The 21,375-nt window shown below is 42.8% G+C and carries 16 protein-coding genes and 2 CRISPR repeat arrays; of the genes, 11 read left to right on the top strand and 5 right to left on the bottom strand.

All coding sequences use genetic code 11. The features are described from left to right. The first annotated feature begins 50 nt into the window (after positions 1 to 50). The 6 genes from csx2 (at position 51) to VB775_RS22815 (ending at position 8,188) form a co-directional block, all read left to right on the top strand. A complete protein-coding gene (gene csx2, locus VB775_RS22840) occupies positions 51 to 1,304 on the top strand; it encodes a TIGR02221 family CRISPR-associated protein (protein ID WP_281009960.1) in 1,254 nt (417 codons plus the stop codon). A gap of 1,051 nt (positions 1,305 to 2,355) precedes the next feature. Continuing rightward, complete coding sequence (locus VB775_RS22835) at positions 2,356 to 2,724, top strand: four helix bundle protein (RefSeq protein WP_009625650.1); 369 nt, start codon at positions 2,356 to 2,358, stop codon at positions 2,722 to 2,724. Positions 2,725 to 2,880: 156 nt separating this feature from the next. Further along, entirely contained in the window at positions 2,881 to 4,974 is a 2,094-nt protein-coding gene (gene cas1 / locus VB775_RS22830) for a CRISPR-associated endonuclease Cas1 (protein WP_281009961.1), read from the top strand. A gap of 27 nt (positions 4,975 to 5,001) precedes the next feature. Beyond that, positions 5,002 to 5,277: a CRISPR-associated endonuclease Cas2 gene (cas2, locus tag VB775_RS22825; protein WP_281009962.1), complete on the top strand. Its 276-nt coding sequence runs from the start codon at positions 5,002 to 5,004 to the stop codon at positions 5,275 to 5,277. 238 nt (positions 5,278 to 5,515) lie between these two features. Further along, a CRISPR array of direct repeats spans positions 5,516 to 7,052; the repeat unit is 35 nt; unit sequence GTTTCATATAAATTTCCCCGCAAGGGGACGGAAAC. A gap of 490 nt (positions 7,053 to 7,542) precedes the next feature. Continuing rightward, on the top strand, positions 7,543 to 7,782 hold the full coding sequence (locus VB775_RS22820) for a hypothetical protein (RefSeq protein WP_281009963.1): 240 nt from the start codon (positions 7,543 to 7,545) through the stop codon (positions 7,780 to 7,782). Continuing rightward, entirely contained in the window at positions 7,769 to 8,188 is a 420-nt protein-coding gene (locus VB775_RS22815; protein ID WP_281009964.1) for a type II toxin-antitoxin system VapC family toxin, read from the top strand. The genes VB775_RS22820 and VB775_RS22815 overlap by 14 nt, the downstream gene beginning before the upstream one ends. Before the next feature lie 119 nt (positions 8,189 to 8,307). On the opposite strand, the gene VB775_RS22810 is transcribed toward VB775_RS22815, so the two are convergent. From VB775_RS22810 to VB775_RS22790, 5 genes are all read right to left on the bottom strand, one after another. Continuing rightward, positions 8,308 to 9,132, bottom strand: a complete 825-nt coding sequence (locus VB775_RS22810; RefSeq protein WP_281009965.1) for a hypothetical protein — start codon at positions 9,130 to 9,132, stop codon at positions 8,308 to 8,310. Between the two features lie 237 nt (positions 9,133 to 9,369). Beyond that, on the bottom strand, positions 9,370 to 11,091 hold the full coding sequence (locus tag VB775_RS22805) for a GspE/PulE family protein (RefSeq protein WP_281009966.1): 1,722 nt from the start codon (positions 11,089 to 11,091) through the stop codon (positions 9,370 to 9,372). A gap of 14 nt (positions 11,092 to 11,105) precedes the next feature. Continuing rightward, positions 11,106 to 11,459 carry a hypothetical protein gene (locus VB775_RS22800; protein WP_281009967.1) on the bottom strand — a complete coding sequence of 118 codons (354 nt, stop codon included), beginning with the start codon at positions 11,457 to 11,459 and terminating at the stop codon, positions 11,106 to 11,108. A 66-nt stretch (positions 11,460 to 11,525) separates the two neighbouring features. Next, on the bottom strand, positions 11,526 to 12,296 hold the full coding sequence (locus tag VB775_RS22795; RefSeq protein ID WP_281009968.1) for a CHAP domain-containing protein: 771 nt from the start codon (positions 12,294 to 12,296) through the stop codon (positions 11,526 to 11,528). Positions 12,297 to 12,430: 134 nt separating this feature from the next. Beyond that, entirely contained in the window at positions 12,431 to 13,888 is a 1,458-nt protein-coding gene (locus VB775_RS22790; protein WP_281009969.1) for a TIGR03985 family CRISPR-associated protein, read from the bottom strand. A 131-nt stretch (positions 13,889 to 14,019) separates the two neighbouring features. Here VB775_RS22790 and VB775_RS22785 point away from each other — a divergent pair, with 131 nt between their 5' ends. From VB775_RS22785 to csm3, 5 genes are all read left to right on the top strand, one after another. Further along, entirely contained in the window at positions 14,020 to 15,345 is a 1,326-nt protein-coding gene (locus VB775_RS22785) for a hypothetical protein (protein WP_281009970.1), read from the top strand. Positions 15,346 to 15,397: 52 nt separating this feature from the next. Further along, positions 15,398 to 15,628 (top strand): hypothetical protein, encoded by a 231-nt coding sequence (locus VB775_RS22780; protein WP_281009971.1) that lies wholly within the window; start codon positions 15,398 to 15,400, stop codon positions 15,626 to 15,628. A 338-nt stretch (positions 15,629 to 15,966) separates the two neighbouring features. After that, positions 15,967 to 16,904: a CRISPR direct-repeat array (repeat unit 35 nt; unit sequence GTTTCAAAATATTTACCCCGCAAGGGGACGGAAAC). Between the two features lie 588 nt (positions 16,905 to 17,492). Continuing rightward, positions 17,493 to 19,805: a type III-A CRISPR-associated protein Cas10/Csm1 gene (cas10, locus tag VB775_RS22775; RefSeq protein WP_281009972.1), complete on the top strand. Its 2,313-nt coding sequence runs from the start codon at positions 17,493 to 17,495 to the stop codon at positions 19,803 to 19,805. A gap of 132 nt (positions 19,806 to 19,937) precedes the next feature. After that, positions 19,938 to 20,414, top strand: coding sequence for a type III-A CRISPR-associated protein Csm2 (gene csm2, locus VB775_RS22770; RefSeq protein WP_281009973.1), 477 nt, complete (start codon positions 19,938 to 19,940; stop codon positions 20,412 to 20,414). Further along, positions 20,414 to 21,373 (top strand): type III-A CRISPR-associated RAMP protein Csm3, encoded by a 960-nt coding sequence (gene csm3 / locus VB775_RS22765; RefSeq protein WP_281009974.1) that lies wholly within the window; start codon positions 20,414 to 20,416, stop codon positions 21,371 to 21,373. The genes csm2 and csm3 overlap by 1 nt, the downstream gene beginning before the upstream one ends. Positions 21,374 to 21,375 lie beyond the last annotated feature (2 nt).

The following is a 21,375-nucleotide window of genomic DNA, read 5'->3' as shown; positions in this document are numbered from 1 at the left end:
ATGTGCGTTACTGCTTACAATTTATATGGCTACTTAGAAGTGGGTAATTCATGACGACTATTGTTACTTTTTTGGGCGATCGCGGTTTATTAGAAACAAAATATGGTTTTGGCGATCGCGATCAATCTTATACGGGCGGCGTATTCGCGGAGGCACTTGTGCAGTTTTGTGAATTTGATCGCATGATTGTTTGTGTGACGGAGAAGGCAAAGCTAAATACATGGTCAAAATTAGTAAATCTTCAAAATGATCCAAGGGTTCAGGCTCTAGATATTCCTACAGGAATGGATACGGGGGAGATGTGGCAAACCTTTGAGATTATTGCGGCGGAGATTCCTGAAGGGGAAAGTGTTATTTTTGATATTACTCACGGATTGCGATCGCTACCTTTTCTGGTGTTTTTATTTGCGGCTTATTTTAAGGCGGCGAAGAATGTGTCGATTGAGGGGATTTATTACGGGGCGTTGGAGTTGAAAAATGCGGAAGGGATTGCACCTGTGATTGATTTGTCGGAATTTATTTCGATGATTGATTGGATTACGGCGACTACAAGGTTTACGGAGATGGGGAATGGTCAGGCTTTGGCGGATTTGTTGAGGAATGAGATGCCGACTCGTGAAGAATTGGGCGATCGCCCTGATTGGTCGGGTTTGAGTGTGTCTTTAGAAAATACAGCTAGCGCCATTGAAACAATTTCTCTGGCGTTGAGTATTACGAGACCAATTGAGGTGATGGCTTCGGCGGCGAAGTTGGAAGCAACGCTAAAACGTAGTGCGAATGCTTTTGGGCAGAGGGCAAAACCTTTTCAGTTGTTGAGCGATCGCGTTGTGGCTGAGTATGGGCAGTTTGCGTTAGAGCGTCCTATGCAAAGGGATGCAATTCGGCAAAATCTGGAAATCCAGAGGGAGACGATTGAGTGGTACATTGGGCGCAATTATATTGTGCAGGCTTTGACGTTGGCGAGGGAGTGGCTGGTGTCGGTGGTTGCCTATTGGTTTGATTTGGATATTTTGGACTATAGGGGAAGTCGCGAACCAATTGAGGATGCACTGAATCGGCTTAGACATAAGTTTCATGGGCGGGGACGGAAGTTTGTGTCAAGGGAAAGTGGCTATTTTGATGAGTTGGCGGATCTTCCTAATGCTAGGGCGATCGCGACTTTGTGGAAGGAGTTGGCTAATCTGCGGAACGATCTTGCTCATTGTGGGATGAATAAGCGGCCGATGTTGGCGACAAAGATGCGTGAGTGTGCGATGGGGATTGGGCGATCGCTGATTGATATCGAAAAGTCTTTATTAGATTAAACTAGCAGTAACCCAATTCTCGGTATTTGTATGGCTTCCAGTAATTTCAAAAGTATTGGACAGACGGTTAAAGATTTACAAATAATTTATGCTGGGGCGAATTTTTACGCATCATCCTGCAACTTATAGTATTTTTGAGTTGGATCGGTTGTTTGCTATGGTTAACTATATTTTCCAGCAATGTGAAATTCAGTTGGGTAATTATTTAGGCATGGTGGCTTGATTGTTGTTAAGTTTTTACATAATTTAATGTTATTGAACTAGACAAAATCTTGATTTTGCAGTTATAGTTTTGTCAGTCACCTCCATAGGTGGCAAGAACCTTGAAAACCGCATTATTACGTTGACCTATGGAGGTCGCGCTCTCCATAAGGGTTCTGGCTTTTATATTTGTCGTTTTTTTGCAAATTTGGCAAGTTTTTTGACTATATAAATGACCTATGGAGATCGACCCTATTAAAAGCTTTACTGTGTAAGCCTCAAAAATGAGAGGGGTTTCACGCCTAACACCCCGCAAGGGGACGGAAACGAAATTAAAGACGGACGAGTAGCTATTAGCTGGTGCAGTATTGTTTCACGCCTAACACCCCGCAAGGGGACGGAAACATTGTTTGTAGGGTTGACCGTTAAACAATTGTTCGCTCCAGTTTCACGCCTAACACCCCGCAAGGGGACGGAAACTCCCTAATTGGCTATAGACAAAATCACCAATCTCCTCAATAGTTTCACGCCTAACACCCCGCAAGGGGACGGAAACGTAAGGGAAAGAGAGAAGAATGAAGATCGAAGAATGAAGAAAAAAGAAATATGAAATTTCTGCAATAATATAAAATTGAATTCTTGATTTTCAATCTTCATTTTTCCGCCTTTATTCTTCCCTCTTCAATCTTCATTTTTCCGCCTTTATTCTTCCCTTTTCAATCTTCATTTTTCCGCCTTTATTCTTCTCTCTTCAATCTTCCTTCTTCCGCCTTTATTCTTCCCTCTTCAATCTTCCTTCTTCCGCCTTTATTCTTCCCTCTTCAATCTTCCTTCTTCCGCCTTTCTTATTATGTTTGACCTACGTGATCGCACCAAAAGCTTTGCATTGAGAATTGTGAAATTATATACATCACTGCCCAAAAGCACCGAAGCCCAAGTATTAGGAAAACAAGTACTGAGAAGTGGAACATCAGTTGGGGCGCATTATCGAGAAGCAACCCGTGCGCGATCCAATGCGGAATACATCAGTAAAATTGAAGTTGGACTGCAAGAGCTAGAAGAAAGTATTTACTGGCTAGAGCTATTAGCTGAAGCTGAGATTATCAAAGCATCTAACTTAGCCAACCTCATTCAAGAAGCGGAAGAACTGATTGCGATTTTTGTGACTTTGGTGAAAAAAGCAAAAGATAAAGTTGGAAGAGCGAAGGCGGAAGAGTGAAGAAAAGATGAAGAGCAAGAAAAATATATAAATGCTAAAATTGTCGCGATCGCCTAAAACTATATTCTTAAATTTCATTCTTCATTCTTCGATCTTCCGCCTTTATTTTTCCCTCTTCGACCTTCCGCCTTCCGCCTTTATCCTCCTCCTCCTCTGATGCAGAATTTTAGTGATAAATTCCTCAGTCCAGAAAACTTTCAGCTTGCATGGGAACGGGTTGCGGCAAAAAATGGATGTGCAGGTGTCGATCGCGAAACGGTGGCTCATTTTGCTAAAAATGCTGAAGCATATTTAAGTCGATTGAGGCGATCGCTTGCTTCGGGACATTATCACCCAATGCCATTGCGGCAGTTATTCATTCCTAAAAAAGCTGGTGGATGGCGAGAGTTAGGCGTACCGACAGTTCGCGATCGCATTGTCCAAAATGCGTTGTTAAATATTCTGCATCCATTGCTAGAGCCGCAGTTTGAGGCTTGTAGTTTTGCCTATCGTCCTGGGCGATCGCATTTGATGGCAGTTAGGCAGATCGCCCATTGGCGCGATCGCGGCTATGAATGGGTACTTGATGCTGATGTTGTGCGCTATTTTGAGAATATTTTATGGCAGAGGTTACTTGACGAGTTGGCAGAAAGGCTTAACGCGCCTGAAGTTCAATCTCTAATTTCTGATTGGCTATCGGTGGGAGTTCTATCCAAAGAGGGACTAATATTTCCTCAAAAGGGAATTGCTCAAGGTTCGGCTATCTCACCGATATTGGCGAATGTTTATCTGGATGACTTTGATGAAATTGTTTCGGCAACTGGGTTAAAGCTGGTGCGTTATGCTGATGATTTTGTGGTGATGTCGCGCAGTCAGAAGCGGATTGTTGAGGCGAAGGATGAAGTTGCAGAATTAATGAATGGAATGGGGCTGCAATTACATCCTGATAAAACCCGAATTGTGGATTTTGATCATGGGTTTCGATTTTTGGGTCATGCCTTTGCGGGGAAGGTGATTGTTAAGATGGAAGGCGGAAGAGAGAAGAGGGAAGAGGATATGCGGGGGGCGGTTGATCCTTTTCCAGATGGGCAATTGGTTTATAGCGATCCGCAGGTAAGACCAACGCAGATGCAGAAGGCAATGTTGGAGGCTCTCAAAAGTTCGGCTGAGCCAATTCCGCCGCCGCTATTTGTTGTTTTGGGATACAGTCTGCGTGAGACGAAACCTGTCAAGATAGAGTCCGATGAAGCGATCTGGACTACTGGTATGTCAACACTTTATCTGGTGCAGCAGGGTGCAACGCTACGAAAGGAGCAGGGACGTTTTTTGGTGCAGCCGCTCAAAGAGTCGGCATTGGAGATCCCGATCGCTGAAGTCGAGTTAGTCTTGGTATTTGGCAATATTCAGCTAACCACCTCAGCGATCGCGGCTTGTTTAGATGCGAAGATTCCTGTGATCTTTTTGACGCAGATGGGGGAATATAAGGGGCAACTCTGGAATTCGGAGTTTTACGATCTAGTTTCGGAAGAGGCACAGTGGCAAAGGCGTTTGGATGTTGCTTTTCAGCTAGAAACGGCTAGGGCGATCGTTTGGGGTAAGTTGATGAACTCGAAACAGTTGTTGTTGCGGCTAAATCGCAAGCGGCAATTGGAGGAGGTGACGACAGCGATCGCGGGAATTACGTCTGATATTGAGTCAGTGGAGATGGCTGAAACTTTGGAAAGCTTGCGAGGTTATGAGGGAATTGCGGCAAGTCGATATTTTGCGGCGTTGGGGCTGTTGATTACGAATGAGGGTTTTAGTTTGACAGGACGCAATCGCCGCCCGCCGAAAGATCCTGTTAATTCGTTACTGAGCTTTGGTTATACGTTGCTTTATAACAATGTGTTGAGTTTGATTTTGGCGGAGGGGTTAAATCCTTATTTGGGAAATTTGCATCGTAGCGATCGTAAGGAGACGCATTTGGCTTTTGACCTGATGGAGGAGTTTAGATCGCCTGTGGTTGATACGTTGGTAATGACTTTGGTAAATAAGCAAACCCTTAAGCCTACTGACTTTACTTGGTTTGATAAGGATGGGGGGGTATATCTGACCGATATGCCAAGACGAATTTTTCTAAAGGCTTTTGAGGATCGGATTAATGAGTTGGTTTCTCACCCAGATGTACAAGCAAAGGTGTCCTATCGGAGGGCGATCCAGTTACAAATTCGGCGGTATAAAAAATGTTTGCTTGGCGAAATATCCTATGAGGCTTTTTTACGAGCTGTGTGATTACAAAACCTTATTTAGATTATTTTTATGCTTGTACTAGTGGTTTACGATATTGCTGATGATAAGCGTCGCCTCAAGTTGTCAAATTTTCTCGAAGGTCATGGGCGTAGGGTTCAGGAAAGTGTGTTTGAGTGTTTTGTAAGTTTGGAGCAGATGAAGAAGCTCCATGATCAGGTCAAAAAACGAGTTAAACCTGATGTTGATAATGTGCGTTTTTATTGGATACCGTCTGATGCTTTGCCAAAGGCTTTAGCGATCGGTAGTGCGTTGCCAAAACCGCCACCAAATGTTTACATTATTTAGGTTGACTTTTTTGTTTTTAGCCTTTAGTCTGGTTTGTATCGTCAAATCGACGCACCCCCCTCGAACCTTGAAAACCGCATAATTACGTTGAGGTGTGTCGATGGCATACCTAGCAAGGGTTCCAAGATGTCCGTTTTCTTGAAAACCTGTCAATAAGGCTTTCTTATTGAGACTAAAAAGAGGTGCGTCGATTGACCCTTTTGAAAGGTTTGCTGGGTATGGCTTAAAAATTGCAAGGGTTTCATATAAATTTCCCCGCAAGGGGACGGAAACCTGTTCGTCGTGCACTTTCCTGTGCTTACGCCACTGGTAGTTTCATATAAATTTCCCCGCAAGGGGACGGAAACACTTAGATAACGTTCGTTATCTAAGTCCGTAATCCAGCTTGTTTCATATAAATTTCCCCGCAAGGGGACGGAAACGTTAAGGTAAAAAATGGCTTGATTACCTGATTTTGTAGGACTGTTTCATATAAATTTCCCCGCAAGGGGACGGAAACTTTTAAAAATAAAGTAGGTTACATTTGTCAAGGCTCCTCCGAGTTTCATATAAATTTCCCCGCAAGGGGACGGAAACAGCGTTTGACCTGCGCGTGCCTTTTCCATGACGGAAGAGTTTCATATAAATTTCCCCGCAAGGGGACGGAAACAATCATCGGCATCATATTGGAGAAATCTCCTTAAGCGAGACAAGTTTCATATAAATTTCCCCGCAAGGGGACGGAAACAGTATTCTTTGATACCCCCCAAGAGACCACCAGAATGCAACCGTTTCATATAAATTTCCCCGCAAGGGGACGGAAACTTTTCGCCAGTCACATTTCCGTTGGTTGCGCGATTGGTGTGTTTCATATAAATTTCCCCGCAAGGGGACGGAAACTAAAAATCTACGAACTTTTGAGTAAGCGAAAACTGGTCAGTTTCATATAAATTTCCCCGCAAGGGGACGGAAACCTGATTCCGTATAGTTTTCAGTTCGAGTCCCAGATTGGTACCGTTCGTTTCATATAAATTTCCCCGCAAGGGGACGGAAACTAAAAACAGTTTCGATAGCAGGTTTTTTATCTGCTTGATTTGGTTTCATATAAATTTCCCCGCAAGGGGACGGAAACCCTGCATTAGTAGCTCAAGATTGATTGAGATGCCAAATGTGTTTCATATAAATTTCCCCGCAAGGGGACGGAAACGTAACAACGATATCTCCTACTCCTTGCCAATTGGCAGAAGTTTCATATAAATTTCCCCGCAAGGGGACGGAAACAAATCAGTCTTTATATTAGCCCTGTATTCACAGAGCTTGTTGTTTCATATAAATTTCCCCGCAAGGGGACGGAAACAGTTAATCTGCCTATTATCGCACGTAGTTTCCGTTGTCCTGTTTCATATAAATTTCCCCGCAAGGGGACGGAAACTTCTTCGTCAGATTCACCTAGTATAATCAATGCTTGGTTTCATATAAATTTCCCCGCAAGGGGACGGAAACTCAGAAGCAAATACTGTAAGATTAGTTAAAACTAACTGTTTCATATAAATTTCCCCGCAAGGGGACGGAAACCCTCATTCTTGATCGACGTAACCGATTGGTCACGTTGTTTCATATAAATTTCCCCGCAAGGGGACGGAAACAAATATTGCACAACGATCAAAGTTACGATGCATATTAGTGTGGTTTCATATAAATTTCCCCGCAAGGGGACGGAAACTGTGTAAAGAAACATAAAAAAGACCATGCTCAGAAATCGTTTCATATAAATTTCCCCGCAAGGGGACGGAAACGATGATCAAGGAAAAAGGCAAAAGTAGAAAGTAAAAAGTGATAGCAGAGATCGCTAAAACCAAAGGAACAATTTAAAAATCTTACTTTTCCCATTATCTTGCTGTTTCAGCATAACCGTCAATATTCTTACCGCCACAAGCCTTATTCCAGCGTTGTATATTGTCATTAAGTAATACTTATTGCAAATACACTTAGCCATGAAACTCTTGCCTAGAGAGCATTTCAGAGATAACGTGAAAAGTAAGGGTAAAAATTTGTCCTGTATTTTTCCTTTTTCCTTTTTCCTTTTAAATTTTTCCTTGAAAACTGGGGACGGAAACTTAAGAGAAAGAGAGAAGAATGAAGATCGAAGAGTGAAGAAAAGATGAAGAGCAAGAAAAGTATAGAAATGCTAAAATTGTCGCGATCTCAAAAAAATTCATTTTTCATTCTTCGATCTTCCGCCTTTAAATTTCCCTCTTCGATCTTCATTCTTCCGTCTTTAAAAAGATGAACCTAAACACCATTCAGCAAGAAATTGCAATGCTACCACCTGAAGCGCAACAAGTGATCTTTGAGCTAGTAAGCGTTCTCAAAAATCGCTATCATGCTAACCAACCAACCTCCGTAAAAAATAAAAGCCAAAATTGGTCGGACTTTATCGGTTGCATGGAAGCCGAACCAGACCTATCAAAAAATTACAAAACCTACTTAAGCAAAGAACTCGATTTAAAATATGGTGATCGTTGATACGGGCTTCTGGCTTGCTCTTGCTAACAGCAAAGATTCCGCTCACCAAGCAGCGACAAAATTATTTCAGAGCTTAGAGAACGAAGAATTTATTACCGCTTGGTGCGTAGTTACTGAAACCTGCTATTTGATGCAAAAACGAGTCGGTGTAGATGCACCCAAATTATTTATTCGTAAAATTGCATTAGGATATCTACGAATATTTGACCTTAATCCATCTCACTGTCTGCGTATCGAAGAACTGATGCAGAAATATAGAGACTTACCAATGGATTTAGCCGATGCATCCCTAGTCATTCTTGCCGAAGAACTAGGGCATGGTCGTATCCTTTCAGTTGACTATCGAGACTTTAATACCTACCGTTGGAAAAATACCGAACCATTTCAAAATCTATTTCAGGAGTAGAAAGAGAAAGTTGGAAAATCGAAGAAGGAAGGTCGAAGAATGAAGAAAGAGAAAGATGAAAATGATGTATCTGTATTTGCTGTAAATATTTTCAATCTTCATTCTTCCCCCTTCCGCCTTCATCTTCCCTTTACTGGGCGCATATTATAAGAAATATCCACCTCCATAATTGGACGCAAATCTGACTGAATAATATATTCCAAATGCCGATTTGGACTAGCACAAGCAATCACCATTCCTGCCGTCATCGACTTTGTGCCACCCGTATAGTCAGCAATAATTTTTGACTCACTAATCCCTTTACTTTCAGCATCAAAGTAAATACCTTGTACCAACCTCTGGATATAGTTAGGATCATCCACAAACTCCTCAGGTACAAGCAAACTCATATCAGGAGTATTTTCATTTTTAATGGCATAATCACCAAAGAAAATACTTGTCGTCATCAAACACCCCTCCTGCGCTAACTTCGCCACCAGCTTCTCAGCCTCATTCATAGACTTTTCTGTACAGATCAACCAACAACATTGATAGATTGGATTTTTGCCTTGGTTCCAATGGAAGCGAATCGCCCATTCAGCAGGAGAATCAGATTTTGCACTCATGAACGCGATTAAGCCAGCATAATCCCTTGTGACAGAACGAACACTCGCGATCGCATTGCCTTGAGGACTAAAAAACCTACTAAGATACCTTCCAACATTGGAAACAAAATCAGTACCATAAATTATCAAAAGCATAATTGCGATGATTATTGCTAGCCCAGCTATTTGAACCGTGCTTTTGTCCCTAATCTTTAGAGAGTCCTTGAGCAAATCAGCACCAGTATTCCATGCCAAATCAAATATTCCACTGGCAATAAAGGGTAAACCGATCAGACCGATCACAATAAAAAGGAACAAATTACGACTAGGATCGAAAACAGCACGCTTAAAAGGATTCATCTTCAAAAATCTCCCTAGCAAATAATATTGTTAGTTTATCCTTCCATGGAATCCCCTTTTACCATAGTCCAAAAAAATCTTGTAAGCCTGAACCTTACAGCGCTTTGCTAATTCCTGATGCTCTGCCAAATGCTTTAGCGATCGGTAGGTTACTCCACAACAATAAACGAGTAGCGGCGCGATGCGCCGCCACTCGTTTATTGTTGTTTATATTCTTCCGCCTTCCCTCTTTCCCCATCACCCCACATTAAGCAAAGTAACATTACTTGGAAGCTCTTTAGGTTCCTTCCGCTTAGCCAGAGCCGATCGCGGTAGCACCCGTAAAACCTCCGCGATCGTAGTAATCCCAGACAGCACCTTAGCGATCACCGCTTGGCGAAAAGACTGAAAATCATTGCTATGGAGATAGCGCGTCAATTGCGTCATCGAACCCTCATAGATAATTTGCCGAATAGAATCATCAACCTCCAGTAATTCGATAATTGCCTCCCGACCTAAATAGCCCGTATCAAAACATTTAGGACAGCCCTTACCCTTACGAAAGTTTTGATGACTCACCTCACTACGCACCAAACCGATCGCCTCAAGCTCATGGTCAGATGGCACATAGGCACTAGAGCAATGGGGACAAACCCGACGGACAAGGCGTTGAGCCACCACACCCAGCAAAGCATCACTTACCAAACTAGGATCGAGTCCCATATCCTTAATGCGAGGAATCGCACTAGGAGCATCATTAGTGTGCATAGTTGTTAACACCAAATGTCCCGTCAGCGCCGCCCGAATAGCCGTCTCCGCCGTTTCAGCATCACGAATTTCACCAACCATAATGATGTCAGGATCTTGACGTAGAATTGCCCGTAAGCCAGAGGCAAAAGTCATGCCCGCTAACTCATTAACTTGAGTCTGGGTAATATTGGAGAGGACATACTCTACAGGATCTTCCACCGTTGTGACATTGACATTTTCCGTAGCGATCGCCTGTAGGCTCGTATAGAGAGTACTAGTTTTACCCGAACCTGTAGGCCCTGTAAAAATAATCATTCCTTGAGGTTGACTGAGCCAGTTTTCGTAAGTATGGCGAGACTTTTCGGTAAAGCCCAAATCCGCGATATTAGTAAAGGGATTTTCTTGAGGCAGTAGCCGAATGACGATCTTCTCACCGTTGACGCAGGGCAGAGTACTCACCCGCAGATCTAAGTCTTTGGCAATGTTATCCTCAGCCGTGTATTGCTCACCAATGCGACCATCTTGGGGGCGGCGACTATCAGCAATATCCATTTCCGCCATGACCTTTAGCGCCACGATTACTTTGCGGCTAATGTCTAATGGTAAAGTTTTGATATCACGGAGAATGCCATCAATACGGAATCGAATCCGTAACCCTTTATCGGTAGGCTCTAAGTGAATGTCACTAGCCCGACATTGCAAAGCACTAGCGAGAATCGCTTTAATCCGCCCAATTTGGTCAGTAGCTTTAGCTAACTTTAACTCTGCGGTTTCCGCGATCGCCATTGGCTCAAGATCGTCACCAAAGGGTAAATTCCCCTCACCAATAGAAATATCGGAAGCACTCCCAATACGGATATTTTGTCTGCGAAACCAATCACGATAGCTCTTTTTGCTAATCGCAATTATTTCCACAGTCATTCCTAGTCGCGAACTAAGACTCTTAATATCTTGAACAGATAATTCCTCTGGGGAACCCAGAAAAAAGCGTCCTTGCCATAGCAGTAGAGGAATAATCGCTGGTAGTCCCGCTTGATTACCAATCTTTTGAAAAAAGCGATCGCTGACTTCAGGATCGAGGAGATTAACCGCTACCGTGCCATCAGAAAATACCAGTTGGGCAAGAGCCTCTTCACAGGAGATTTTGCCAGATTTCAACAATTGCCAAGGACTAGTGGGAGTGGCAAAAGGAATTGCCGAATTAGATGAATTAATAGTTGGAGAATTCATATTAACCTTGAAATTTAACCTTGAAAGTCGGAATTAGCATCGGGCAAACCTGCGGGTTGTTGATTGCAAGTACCCGTTTGTTCGCATCGTTGATTTTTTTTGCAGAAGTCAGAGAGCAATCGTGTCTTTTCGGCTGTTTCGCCTAATTCGACATTACAAATATTTGGACTGCGGAAACCACAGATAGATGAGAGATCTAGCGCCTGATTAGTAGAGATTTGGGCAAAACAAATCGGCGGATTGTTATGGAGTGAAGCAGGCTCAATATTTGGGAACCTAGTTAATAGTGGTTCAGCCAAGCTAGGACTAGCGAATAGAAGCGAGACAAATGAGGCGATCGCCGCTTTAGGAGAAAGTTGGATAAACATGAGAACCTACAAATAAAAAACTTTAGATATAAGTGCGGCGCAAAGCGCCGCACTTATATCTGTTAGCTATGGCATTGGGCGAGAGTTAGGTGCATTGCCAAAGACAACAGCACTAGCAACCCACTGATTAGTGCCTGAGATGCGATACCAACGAGCATCGGGTGTCCTCATCCACAAATCTCTCTCAGTAGTGCCATACTGCCAAGCATCAAAGTTAATTCTTTGATTGCCGCCGATGCGTCGGACAACTCCGAAGTTTGTACCAGGACCAGAGCGAACATTGATGCCGCCAGAAGCACTGGTTCCAGAAAATCTGACAGAACGGATAGGATTACTTGGAGGTCTGGAAACATTGCCTCTTACCCAGTAAGAGACATCAGAACGTCCATTTACAGGAGTTGCAAAATCGACGATGGCAACATTGGTGCAGTTAAATTCTGAGAACCATCTACCACCTTGGTTTGAGCCTCGTACAGTCAGAAAAGTACTGCCATTGCGAACTGAAGTTCTCTCAACAATGCCCACATGACCATATCTAGCATGAGCGCCGCGAAAGGTGGGTTGCATGATCACAACTGCACCAGGTTGAGGACTGTTGACACGGGTAAATCCATGTCGAGGTAAGCTATGAATCATATCTTTAGCATTACCCACAGCAGCCGTAATCCCAAAGCGGTTTTTGACATATCCGACACATTGGCAGGTGCTGGCAGCTTCGCTAGGACTTGCAAATAGTTGAGAGAGAACTACACTACTAGGGACGATTGCCGCTAAGCTAAGGAGGCTAGAAACTGCGGTCTTTTTGAAGGAAGGCTTGATCTTTGTAAGTATTGTCATCGCTTTATGCGCTTGTGTTTGAAGTTGTTTAATCTTTTGAACACTGCGATTCTGCACTAGAGGTGGGAAGGGGGCTTTCCATTTATTCCCAAAGAAAAAAGGCGATGCAATGCATCGCCTTTTTTCTTTGCTTTTTAGATTTCGTACATCTTCCAAAGTTCATTGATATCTTCTCGCATCTCTTGCCGCAAATCCCAAGGCGATAGTACCTCCACCTGTTGTCCCCAAGCCCGTAAACGCATAATCACAGCCCGATCGCCAACGTGATATTCCACCCGACAATAGACATCTCGATGGGGACGCGATCGCATTATTTGTAAAAGCTGTTCATTCTGTTCAGGAGTATTCGCACTCGCATTCTTGAGCAAGCGTTCAGCATCATCGTAGGAGATAGTCTTAAATAGAGCAGTGCGCTCAGTCCGCTCAATATAATTGCCATGAAAATACTGATTAAACCTAAGCAGCATCGTTTGTTTGGGACGGAAAAAGTCAAACCCCAGCGCTCTGCCCATTTCCGCATTCACGTCATCAATGGTTGGCAAGGTTCCCCGATCGCGTTTTTGTTTGAGGGCAATCGGGATCTGGCGATCGCTCCATGAGAGAGTTGTAATTGACTCAATCCGATCTAACCGATAGTCATACCAGTCTAGGGGCGTAATATCTGAAGGGGAGAGATCTGTATGGGGCGCTTGACCATAGGCATAGAGATAGGGAGCGCGTTGGTGATAACGAATGCAGACAGGATAAACAATTAAATCCAGTTGAGCATCAAACAAACGAGCGCTAGTGTAGTTAATTTGAATCGGGGGAATATCGGCTTCTTCCCAACAAGCTTTGAGTTGTTGTTGCAACTCTTCAAGGCGATCGCTAAGTTGTCTCGGTACGATATATTCCACATCAAGGAAAAAGCGCTGTACACCATTAATTTCCTGTCCCAAGGTTTCTGCTAGAGAAACAATCTCCTCAATGGGAATAAAATTGCTAGGAGCGATCGCATCTGGTTCTTCTATACTCAGCAATTCAGGAAAAGTAGTCACCTTTTGGTATTCCTTGCCTTTTTTGCCAGTTTGACTGGGTACTTCCACTAGCCAGCCACTCTTTACTAACGACTCAAAATCATTCTGGAGAGTTTTGCCTGTGACTACAAACAGACGACCTTCGATTAAAGGAGTTGTTTTAGAAGAAGAACCATAGAGTAATATTTGCTCGACTTCCTGTGGATTGGCGATCGCACATTCCTTAGCAAATTCCTTCTTCCATTGTTTCGCATCGATGTCATAGTAAGGATCAAATAACCAATCAGCAACTGTTTTCGCACAGGGACAATCAGGATCATTATGGATGGGAGTCGCCTTATCGCGATCGCAATGATAGTCTTGGGTATTGGTAAAAAACTGTTGGCTCCAGACCCTCACGGAAAAGCTGTGATCGAGGCTAACCGTCTGCTCTGAAGCTACATCCCCATACAGCGATCGCAGGATTACCCAAAGGCGCACCGCCTTCTGAAAGCTATTATGTAAATAAGACCCGTTGCCTAATAATTCTTGCAAAAGCTTGACTGTGGGCGCGTAATCAAACAGGGTTTCATTCATAATCTCGATCTGTGTTTATAATTGACGGTGCTTTGCGCTGATTTAAAGCCCAGAGAAGTTTTTGAAAGCGCCGCGAAGCGACGCTTTCAAAAACTTCTCTGTACTCCTCAAAATATCAATAGGCTGTAACTATGAGTACTTACTTAACCAAATTAGATGGCAAAATCCTTCAGGTTGGCTTTGGTCAATCTGCGGATAATGATCGCATTGTTCGTGATGCAACGGATCAGATCGATCGCTTGATTGCTAATGGAGAAATGACGGGTGGGGAGATTCTCTGTATTAATGGACGTGCTTCAATGCCCGTAGGCTTTGCGATCGCCGCAAAGGTCGGGCATATCTTTGGGGCGATCGCTGTTTCTGATCCTAAACTGGGCAAAGATACCTTTGTGGTGGCGATTACTCATAGTGCAACCTATAAACTAGGCGAGGTATTACGCCTTGATGCTGAGAATGAACAAAATATCCAATCTTTAATTAAGGTTAGCTTAGAAGATTCAGAAAGTTTAGGGAATAGCTCTAGTTTCTTTGTCAAGCTAGAAGGCAATGTTTTGTTGGTGGATTTTAATCGGTTACAGGAAGTTAGTAATGCTCGCTTGGTTAAAGATGCTAGTGCTGAACTCGATCGCCTTGTGGCTGCGGGGGAATTGTGCGGCGGCGAGTTGCTGAAAGTCAATGGACCAATCTCCTTGCCTGTGAGTTTTGTGGTTTCGCATCGGGTATCGCATCTTTATAAGGCGATCGCGATGTTTGATCCGAAGATGTCGCGCTATGTGGTGACGAGTAGCCATGATTTGCAATATCGTTTGGGGGATACGATTTTATTTGATGAGTTGACTAATCCTGTGCGGGTACGGGTGGTGTTATGTGGGGCAGCCAATTCGGGTAAGTCCTGTTTGCGTGAAGGCTTAAAACAAGCGCTATGGAATCTAAAATCGAACATTTATCCCTATGTGATCACAGCTCAACCCGATGGTGATGGATGTTTTACCTTTGAAACCTATCGTTATGACGAAACTTTTGCCTCTGAACTGAAGCAAACTCTCAAATCTCAGTCTCAGGGCTTTAAGCCAGAGTTTGTACATCTAGTGGCAGGGTGGGTACGCAATGCCTCTTTGCCGCTAACTTTGGTGGATGTGGGCGGACAGATATCGCCTGAGAATAAGTTAATTATGGGTGAAGCTACCCATGCGGTTATTTTGTCTAAAACCCAAGCAGAAATTGATGAATGGCGAGCCTTTTGTCAGTCTTTCAAGCCACGCAATTTAGAAATTATTGCCGAGCTTCACAGCATTTTAGGTGGGGAGGGCGATCGCTTTGAGGAGACAGATAATTTATTAACGGGTGAAATCTACGGCATTAATCGTGGTGTTGATCTGTCTGATCGCGCCATTGTCAAGGCTCTTGCTTTGCGGTTGGTGATGCTGGTGCGATCGATGGAAGGGGGGATTTCTTGATCTGTTTATGCTATTGGCGATCCATAGATATTTCAATATCGAAATTTAGGTTATGTTTCCTGCTAATCGCTACGGCTATTTTTTCCGCTTTACTTGCAAATTCATGGCTTTTGCTTTCTTTTTTGCGGTGGGTTTGCTGTTTGCCTATATGTTTTCGGTTAGCTTAGGCGGAGCAAATATTGCTGTCTTCATCGGTGCGATCGTGCAGCAGTCAATTTTGCCGATTTCGTTGATTTTATTAGCTTGGTTGTTTGTGGCGGTTTCGGTCGAGGCTTTGCGTTAAGACATAAAACCCAAAAGAGAGTTGGGGTGCGAAGCACCCCAACTCTCTTTTGGGTTTTGATTTGTTCTAATACTGTTAGCTGTAGCTATATCAGCCTATTGACGGATGGTTTCAGATAATTTACACTAGCGTCAGCGCTGATCAGTTCTAGGGGTCAGCCAGTACCTTGAAAACCGCATAACTTCGTTGACCCCAAGAACTCGCTCTCCCAGTAAGGGTTTGAGCTTGTTTTGAAAGAGCCTTATTGATAGCTATTATCAATAATTTGACAATTTTCTTACCCCCAAGAATTTTCGTGTTGTCAAATGCACTCTAGGCAAGCCCTCCAGAAGCCGAGGGTTTCAAAATATTTACCCCGCAAGGGGACGGAAACAAATAGCAGTATAGACACCGCCATTTAAAGTATTGTTTCAAAATATTTACCCCGCAAGGGGACGGAAACGTGACTATGTCACCCCAGGCTTCCCACTTTTTTACGAGTTTCAAAATATTTACCCCGCAAGGGGACGGAAACAAGCCCAAGTGCCTCCATAAAAGTTGGACGTTCTCGTGTTTCAAAATATTTACCCCGCAAGGGGACGGAAACAGTTAGCATTTCCACAAAGAGATTACCAGTTAGATGTTTCAAAATATTTACCCCGCAAGGGGACGGAAACTCAAACCCACGTTGAACATAGGCACAGGCTTTTGTTTCAAAATATTTACCCCGCAAGGGGACGGAAACCCTCCATTCACCACCATTAGCATTTGCTAATGGCCAGTTTCAAAATATTTACCCCGCAAGGGGACGGAAACAATTGGAATACACCATAAAGAAATTGTAGCAGGTTTCAAAATATTTACCCCGCAAGGGGACGGAAACACACAGCTACTAGTGCTGTGAAAACGGTAAGAAGTTTCAAAATATTTACCCCGCAAGGGGACGGAAACATTACTCCTGCTTCGACAACCCCTTTTGCTTCTTGTTTCAAAATATTTACCCCGCAAGGGGACGAAAACTTTCCACCGTTATTACCGCTACCAGAGATTTGGTAGTTTCAAAATATTTACCCCGCAAGGGGACGGAAACAGTTTAAACTTAGCATTTGGGTACCCCTTCAAATCGTTTCAAAATATTTACCCCGCAAGGGGACGGAAACCCACGAAGTTGATTCGTGGTTTAGTCATCCTAGGTTTCAAAATATTTACCCCGCAAGGGGACGGAAACTGTACCCGCGGTTGAGCCATTTACAACTAGTTTGGTTTCAAAATATTTACCCCGCAAGGGGACGGAAACGAGGGAGAAAGGTCGAAGAATGAAGATCGAAGAGGGAAGAAAATGCGAAGAAATAAGAAATATTAATGGCAACAAACAAAAACAAAAGATGATAATTTATTGAAAACTTTGAGCCAAGTTCTCTCTTCATTTTTCCCTCTTCAGTCTTTAGAGATCGGGGACGGAAACGGGAGGGAAAGACGGAAGAAAGAAGATTGAAGAGAAAAAATGCGAAGAAATAAAAAATTACTGTAATCGAATACAATTGATTGCTTAAATTTCATTCTTCGTTCTTCATTTTTCCGTCTTTAGGTCGCGGGGACGGAAACGAGGGAGAAAGGTCGAAGAATGAAGATCGAAGAGGGAAGAAAAGGCGAAGAAACAAGAAAAATATTAGTGACAATAAAAGAAAACAAAAGATGATAATTTACCGAGAACTTAGAGCCAAATTCGATCTTCAGTCTTCCCTCTTCCACCTTTAAATCTCCCTCTTCCGCCTTCATTTTTCAGCCTTGGAATACCCCCTTTCCACATATCCTGCTATACTACCCGAAATTCACATAAAACCACCGATTATGCAACCTTGCTAGAGACATCGGGGAGAATAAAATGACTAACTGCTTAGATCCTCATCAAGTTACATTACAAGTGCTGCAACAAGTGATCGCCGATCTGCTTGGCAGTAGATTACCTAGCGAATGCAAACTCAGCGAAGATGCAGAAATCGTCAAACTTGTTAATCGTGTTAAGGAATTACTTACGTTAACTAACGAAAAAATTGATACACTGTCTTTGCTTTTTGATCGCATTAAATTACCAGAAGGCAAAGGACAAAAAAGCAATCATTACGTTGCCTTACAAGAAATTACCTGTAAGTCTAGTGAATATCCCGATTTACCCTACCCAATTACCGAAAAACCTAGCCAATCTCAATTAGAAAACTATCAATCTAGAATTGCTGAAGAAATTAAACCTCAACTTAACAGCGATCGCTGGAACAATCTTAACTTCCTGAGTTTCATCTTGGAAAAGTATGGATCATCAATTAGCTATGGTGATAACCACGTCGCCTTAGTTGACGCAACCAAAATGACCGCCGCCGTTGCAGCCTCCATAGCTCAAAATAGTGAAGCTAATTTACAAACAGTACATTTAATCGCAGGTAGCCTATCAGGAATTCAAAACTTTATCTATACAATCTCCTCAGATGGAGCCTTAAAGTCCTTACGAGCAAGGAGCTTTTATTTAGAACTTGTTGCCGAAGAAATCGTTCAACAAATTCTAGAGCAGTTACAACTACCTCGGACTAACATCATTTATGCAGGTGGGGGTAACTTATTTATTCTCACTGGAGAGAATGAATCCATACTCAAATCAAAGTTAAAAGCTCTACAAAATAAGATAAACGAATGGCTAGAGAAAAATTTTCAAGGTAAAATTTTCTTTTCACTAGATTACGGTTCCTGTGATCTGAATGATCTAAAACCTGCCCTATTTCGGGACTGTTGGAATCAAGCGATCGCCAAAGTTTCACAGCATAAAAACCAGAAATTTCGGCATCAAATCGAGAACGGCAAATTACTAGCAGTTCGTGATAGCTATCAACCCTGTAAAGTTTGCCATCGCGATGATACTGAAGATTTAAAACCTTTAAATCGGCATGAATCTGATTCGACTCTTGCCTGTAAAACTTGTCGTGATATGTTTCAGCTAGGTGACGAGATTCCCGATACGTTGGCGATATTGCGAACTAAGCGATCGCCAGCAGATGGTAGGTTAGGCGCTAAATATTGGATGGAAATCAATGGCTCATATTACTATCTGTTCGAGAATAGTCGAGAGGTTAATTTCAGCGTCAATCCAGAAACTGATACTGTCTATTGCATTAATAACTGGGAGATTGAGAATTACACTACAGGGCTAACAGTACCGATGTTAATGGGCAGATACTATCAAAGTACTGACGACGGCAAGTTCATAACTGCTGAAGAATTAGCGGAAACCTCTCAAGGTATTAATCGTGTCGGTTATTTGCGAATGGATGTGGATCGCTTAGGTCAAATCTTTGCGAAAGGGCTAGAAGGTCATAATTATTCGTTGCCACGAGTTGCTAGCCTGTCAAGACAGATGAGCTATTTCTTTAAGGTCTATCTGAATAGTTTAGCAAGCGATCGCTCAAATAATTTGACTAGCCAAGCTGTGAAGTTAACCGAAAGCGATCGCCCAAATCTAATGTTTATCTATGCTGGCGGTGATGATCTATTTATTAGCGGCGCATGGGATGAAGTTGTCGAATTTGCCTTTGATGTCTATCAATCCTTTCGATCCTATACAGGCAACCATCCTGATATCACTCTCTCAGGTGGTATTAGCATTGATGATGCAAAGTTTCCCCTTTATCAATCCGCAAGAACATCTGGTGAAGCTGAGGATAAAGCTAAAGGTAATGGTCGAGATAGTTTGGGATTATTCGGTACTGCCTTAAAATGGGACGAGTGGCTAGGGAACGAACCTGAGATGATTATTCAAGCTATTAAAGAACGTGATGGCAAAGATAGGTATTGGCAGCAGGAAAAAAATATTCCAGTTTTAGCAGGAGTCTTGCCATTCGTAAGTACCTTAATCGATCAAGGATTTGCTTCAGGATATTCTCGCGCTTTTGTGCGGAACTTGCTCAAAGCTGCTCAATTGCAGGAGCAGAAACTAGAAGAGTTGCGACATAAGCAGAAAAGTCTAGATTCTGATGAAGCAAGGGATTTGCGATATTACTTACATCTACCGCAAATTGCTTACACCATTTCTCGCTTACCCAAGGAGGTGAAATTAAGTGATGAGTTTCGGAGATCGCTCATGAGTCCCTACAATGCTCCATATTTTCGAGCGATCGCTACATGGATCGAATTATTAAATCGAGGGTACTAAATATACGAAATATTACGATGATTCAGAGATACTGTGATCTCCTTACGATTGTAAAAACTAACATTTATCGTGAATTTAGATTTTACAAGTTTAATTTCCATACAACGAAATGCATATTAACTTTTAACCACTATGAATTCTCCAAGTAGACCAAACAAAAATCCAGAAAACTCAGGAAATCCAGAAGAAGATATAGTTGCTTCTATGGTGAAGAAAATCAATGGGTTTGCTAATGGATTGAAAGATTACAAGATTCGCGAATTAGTTGCAGACACCGAAAAACTGGGTCTAAAACTAGCTCAAGACAAGCTAAAGACGACTCAAATCCGCAAGTTTTTAGATGCTATAAATCGATTGAAAGTAAAAAATTCTGGGATGACTCAGTTGCCAGAAGATGTCAAGGCTGAATTGCATTTATTAAGACCGAAGCTTGCTTATGCAGCAGCAAGGCAAGCAACTAATAACAATTCAGGACCAGTTGAACCATTGAAAAGAGTTTTGGAGTCGGCTCTCAAGAAGGACATGGACATGGAAGATTTTTCTCGTCTTGTTCAGTTGATTGAAGCTATCATTGCATACCACAAAGCCGCAGGAGGCAAAGACCAATAATGAAAACTCAAAATCCTTTACTTGGCAAATTGAAACTCACCAGTCATCTAGTTGTCAAAACTGGTTTACATATTGGCGGAGGCAGTATGAGCCTTGATATCGGCGGTATTGATAAATCCGTTGTCCGCGATCCAATAACAAGACATCCTTATCTCCCTGGTTCTTCAATCAAGGGGAAAATGCGTTCTATTTTAGAGCGCTTTCTGAACAAGCCCGTAAATCGCTCAGGTGGTAGCGGGACATTTCGCTATGAAAGTGACGATCTAGTATCAGGCTTTTCGGAAATCAAGGAACACAAGGGACAATTGATCGAGTTTGAAGGTGCTGAAACCTGTGAAGTGAGCCGTTTGTTTGGTTCAACTGCAAATAGTTGTTGGATACCAGAGTCAAAATCTGAGGGTGTTGATAGAGAGCAAAATGTTAAGCCTAGAGATATTAACGGAGTTAGTTACGTTAAAGTAAAGGGTCGCAACTCTCCTGCGCGGCTAATCGTGCGCGATAGTCACTTAACTGCTGATTCAGCCGTGCTTCTCAAATCTATTGATACAGGGCTGTACATGACTGAATGGAAGTTTGAGAATGGCATCGATCGCATCACCGCCGCCGCTAACCCACGTCAACTAGAGCGTGTACCTGCGGGAGCAGTATTTGATTTTGAGATAGTCTATACCGTTGAGAATCCCGAACAAGCGGTTAAGGACTTACAAAATTTAGCGATCGCCCTTGCAATTCTTGAAGATGACGCGCTTGGTGGACATGGTTCTCGTGGCTATGGCAAAGTTGCCTTTGAAAATTTCCAACTCTACTATCGTGATTTGGAATACTACAAAACAATTGGTACTGCCAATCACATTTCTCAAGTCCCACTCAACAGCGCCGATAATACCGAGCAATTGCTAAACAACTTTGATCAGGTGACTAGTGCTGTGGAGAGACAATTGCCATCAGGGAAAAATTAGCC

The sequence above is a fragment of the Pseudanabaena sp. CCNP1317 genome (assembly GCF_034931345.1).
GTDB classification, from domain to species: domain Bacteria; phylum Cyanobacteriota; class Cyanobacteriia; order Pseudanabaenales; family Pseudanabaenaceae; genus Pseudanabaena; species Pseudanabaena galeata.
This window is presented reverse-complemented; position numbering and strand designations above follow the sequence as displayed.

What these genes read in the sequence shown, in the direction of transcription:
- csx2 (WP_281009960.1), top strand. Translation starts at nt 51, where the DNA reads ATGACGACTATTGTTACTTTTTTGGGCGATCGCGGTTTATTAGAAACA.
- VB775_RS22835 (WP_009625650.1), top strand. Translation starts at nt 2,356, where the DNA reads ATGTTTGACCTACGTGATCGCACCAAAAGCTTTGCATTGAGAATTGTG.
- cas1 (WP_281009961.1), top strand. Translation starts at nt 2,881, where the DNA reads ATGCAGAATTTTAGTGATAAATTCCTCAGTCCAGAAAACTTTCAGCTT.
- cas2 (WP_281009962.1), top strand. Translation starts at nt 5,002, where the DNA reads ATGCTTGTACTAGTGGTTTACGATATTGCTGATGATAAGCGTCGCCTC.
- VB775_RS22820 (WP_281009963.1), top strand. Translation starts at nt 7,543, where the DNA reads ATGAACCTAAACACCATTCAGCAAGAAATTGCAATGCTACCACCTGAA.
- VB775_RS22815 (WP_281009964.1), top strand. Translation starts at nt 7,769, where the DNA reads ATGGTGATCGTTGATACGGGCTTCTGGCTTGCTCTTGCTAACAGCAAA.
- VB775_RS22810 (WP_281009965.1), bottom strand. Translation starts at nt 9,132, where the DNA reads ATGAATCCTTTTAAGCGTGCTGTTTTCGATCCTAGTCGTAATTTGTTC.
- VB775_RS22805 (WP_281009966.1), bottom strand. Translation starts at nt 11,091, where the DNA reads ATGAATTCTCCAACTATTAATTCATCTAATTCGGCAATTCCTTTTGCC.
- VB775_RS22800 (WP_281009967.1), bottom strand. Translation starts at nt 11,459, where the DNA reads ATGTTTATCCAACTTTCTCCTAAAGCGGCGATCGCCTCATTTGTCTCG.
- VB775_RS22795 (WP_281009968.1), bottom strand. Translation starts at nt 12,296, where the DNA reads ATGACAATACTTACAAAGATCAAGCCTTCCTTCAAAAAGACCGCAGTT.
- VB775_RS22790 (WP_281009969.1), bottom strand. Translation starts at nt 13,888, where the DNA reads ATGAATGAAACCCTGTTTGATTACGCGCCCACAGTCAAGCTTTTGCAA.
- VB775_RS22785 (WP_281009970.1), top strand. Translation starts at nt 14,020, where the DNA reads ATGAGTACTTACTTAACCAAATTAGATGGCAAAATCCTTCAGGTTGGC.
- VB775_RS22780 (WP_281009971.1), top strand. Translation starts at nt 15,398, where the DNA reads ATGTTTCCTGCTAATCGCTACGGCTATTTTTTCCGCTTTACTTGCAAA.
- cas10 (WP_281009972.1), top strand. Translation starts at nt 17,493, where the DNA reads ATGACTAACTGCTTAGATCCTCATCAAGTTACATTACAAGTGCTGCAA.
- csm2 (WP_281009973.1), top strand. Translation starts at nt 19,938, where the DNA reads ATGAATTCTCCAAGTAGACCAAACAAAAATCCAGAAAACTCAGGAAAT.
- csm3 (WP_281009974.1), top strand. Translation starts at nt 20,414, where the DNA reads ATGAAAACTCAAAATCCTTTACTTGGCAAATTGAAACTCACCAGTCAT.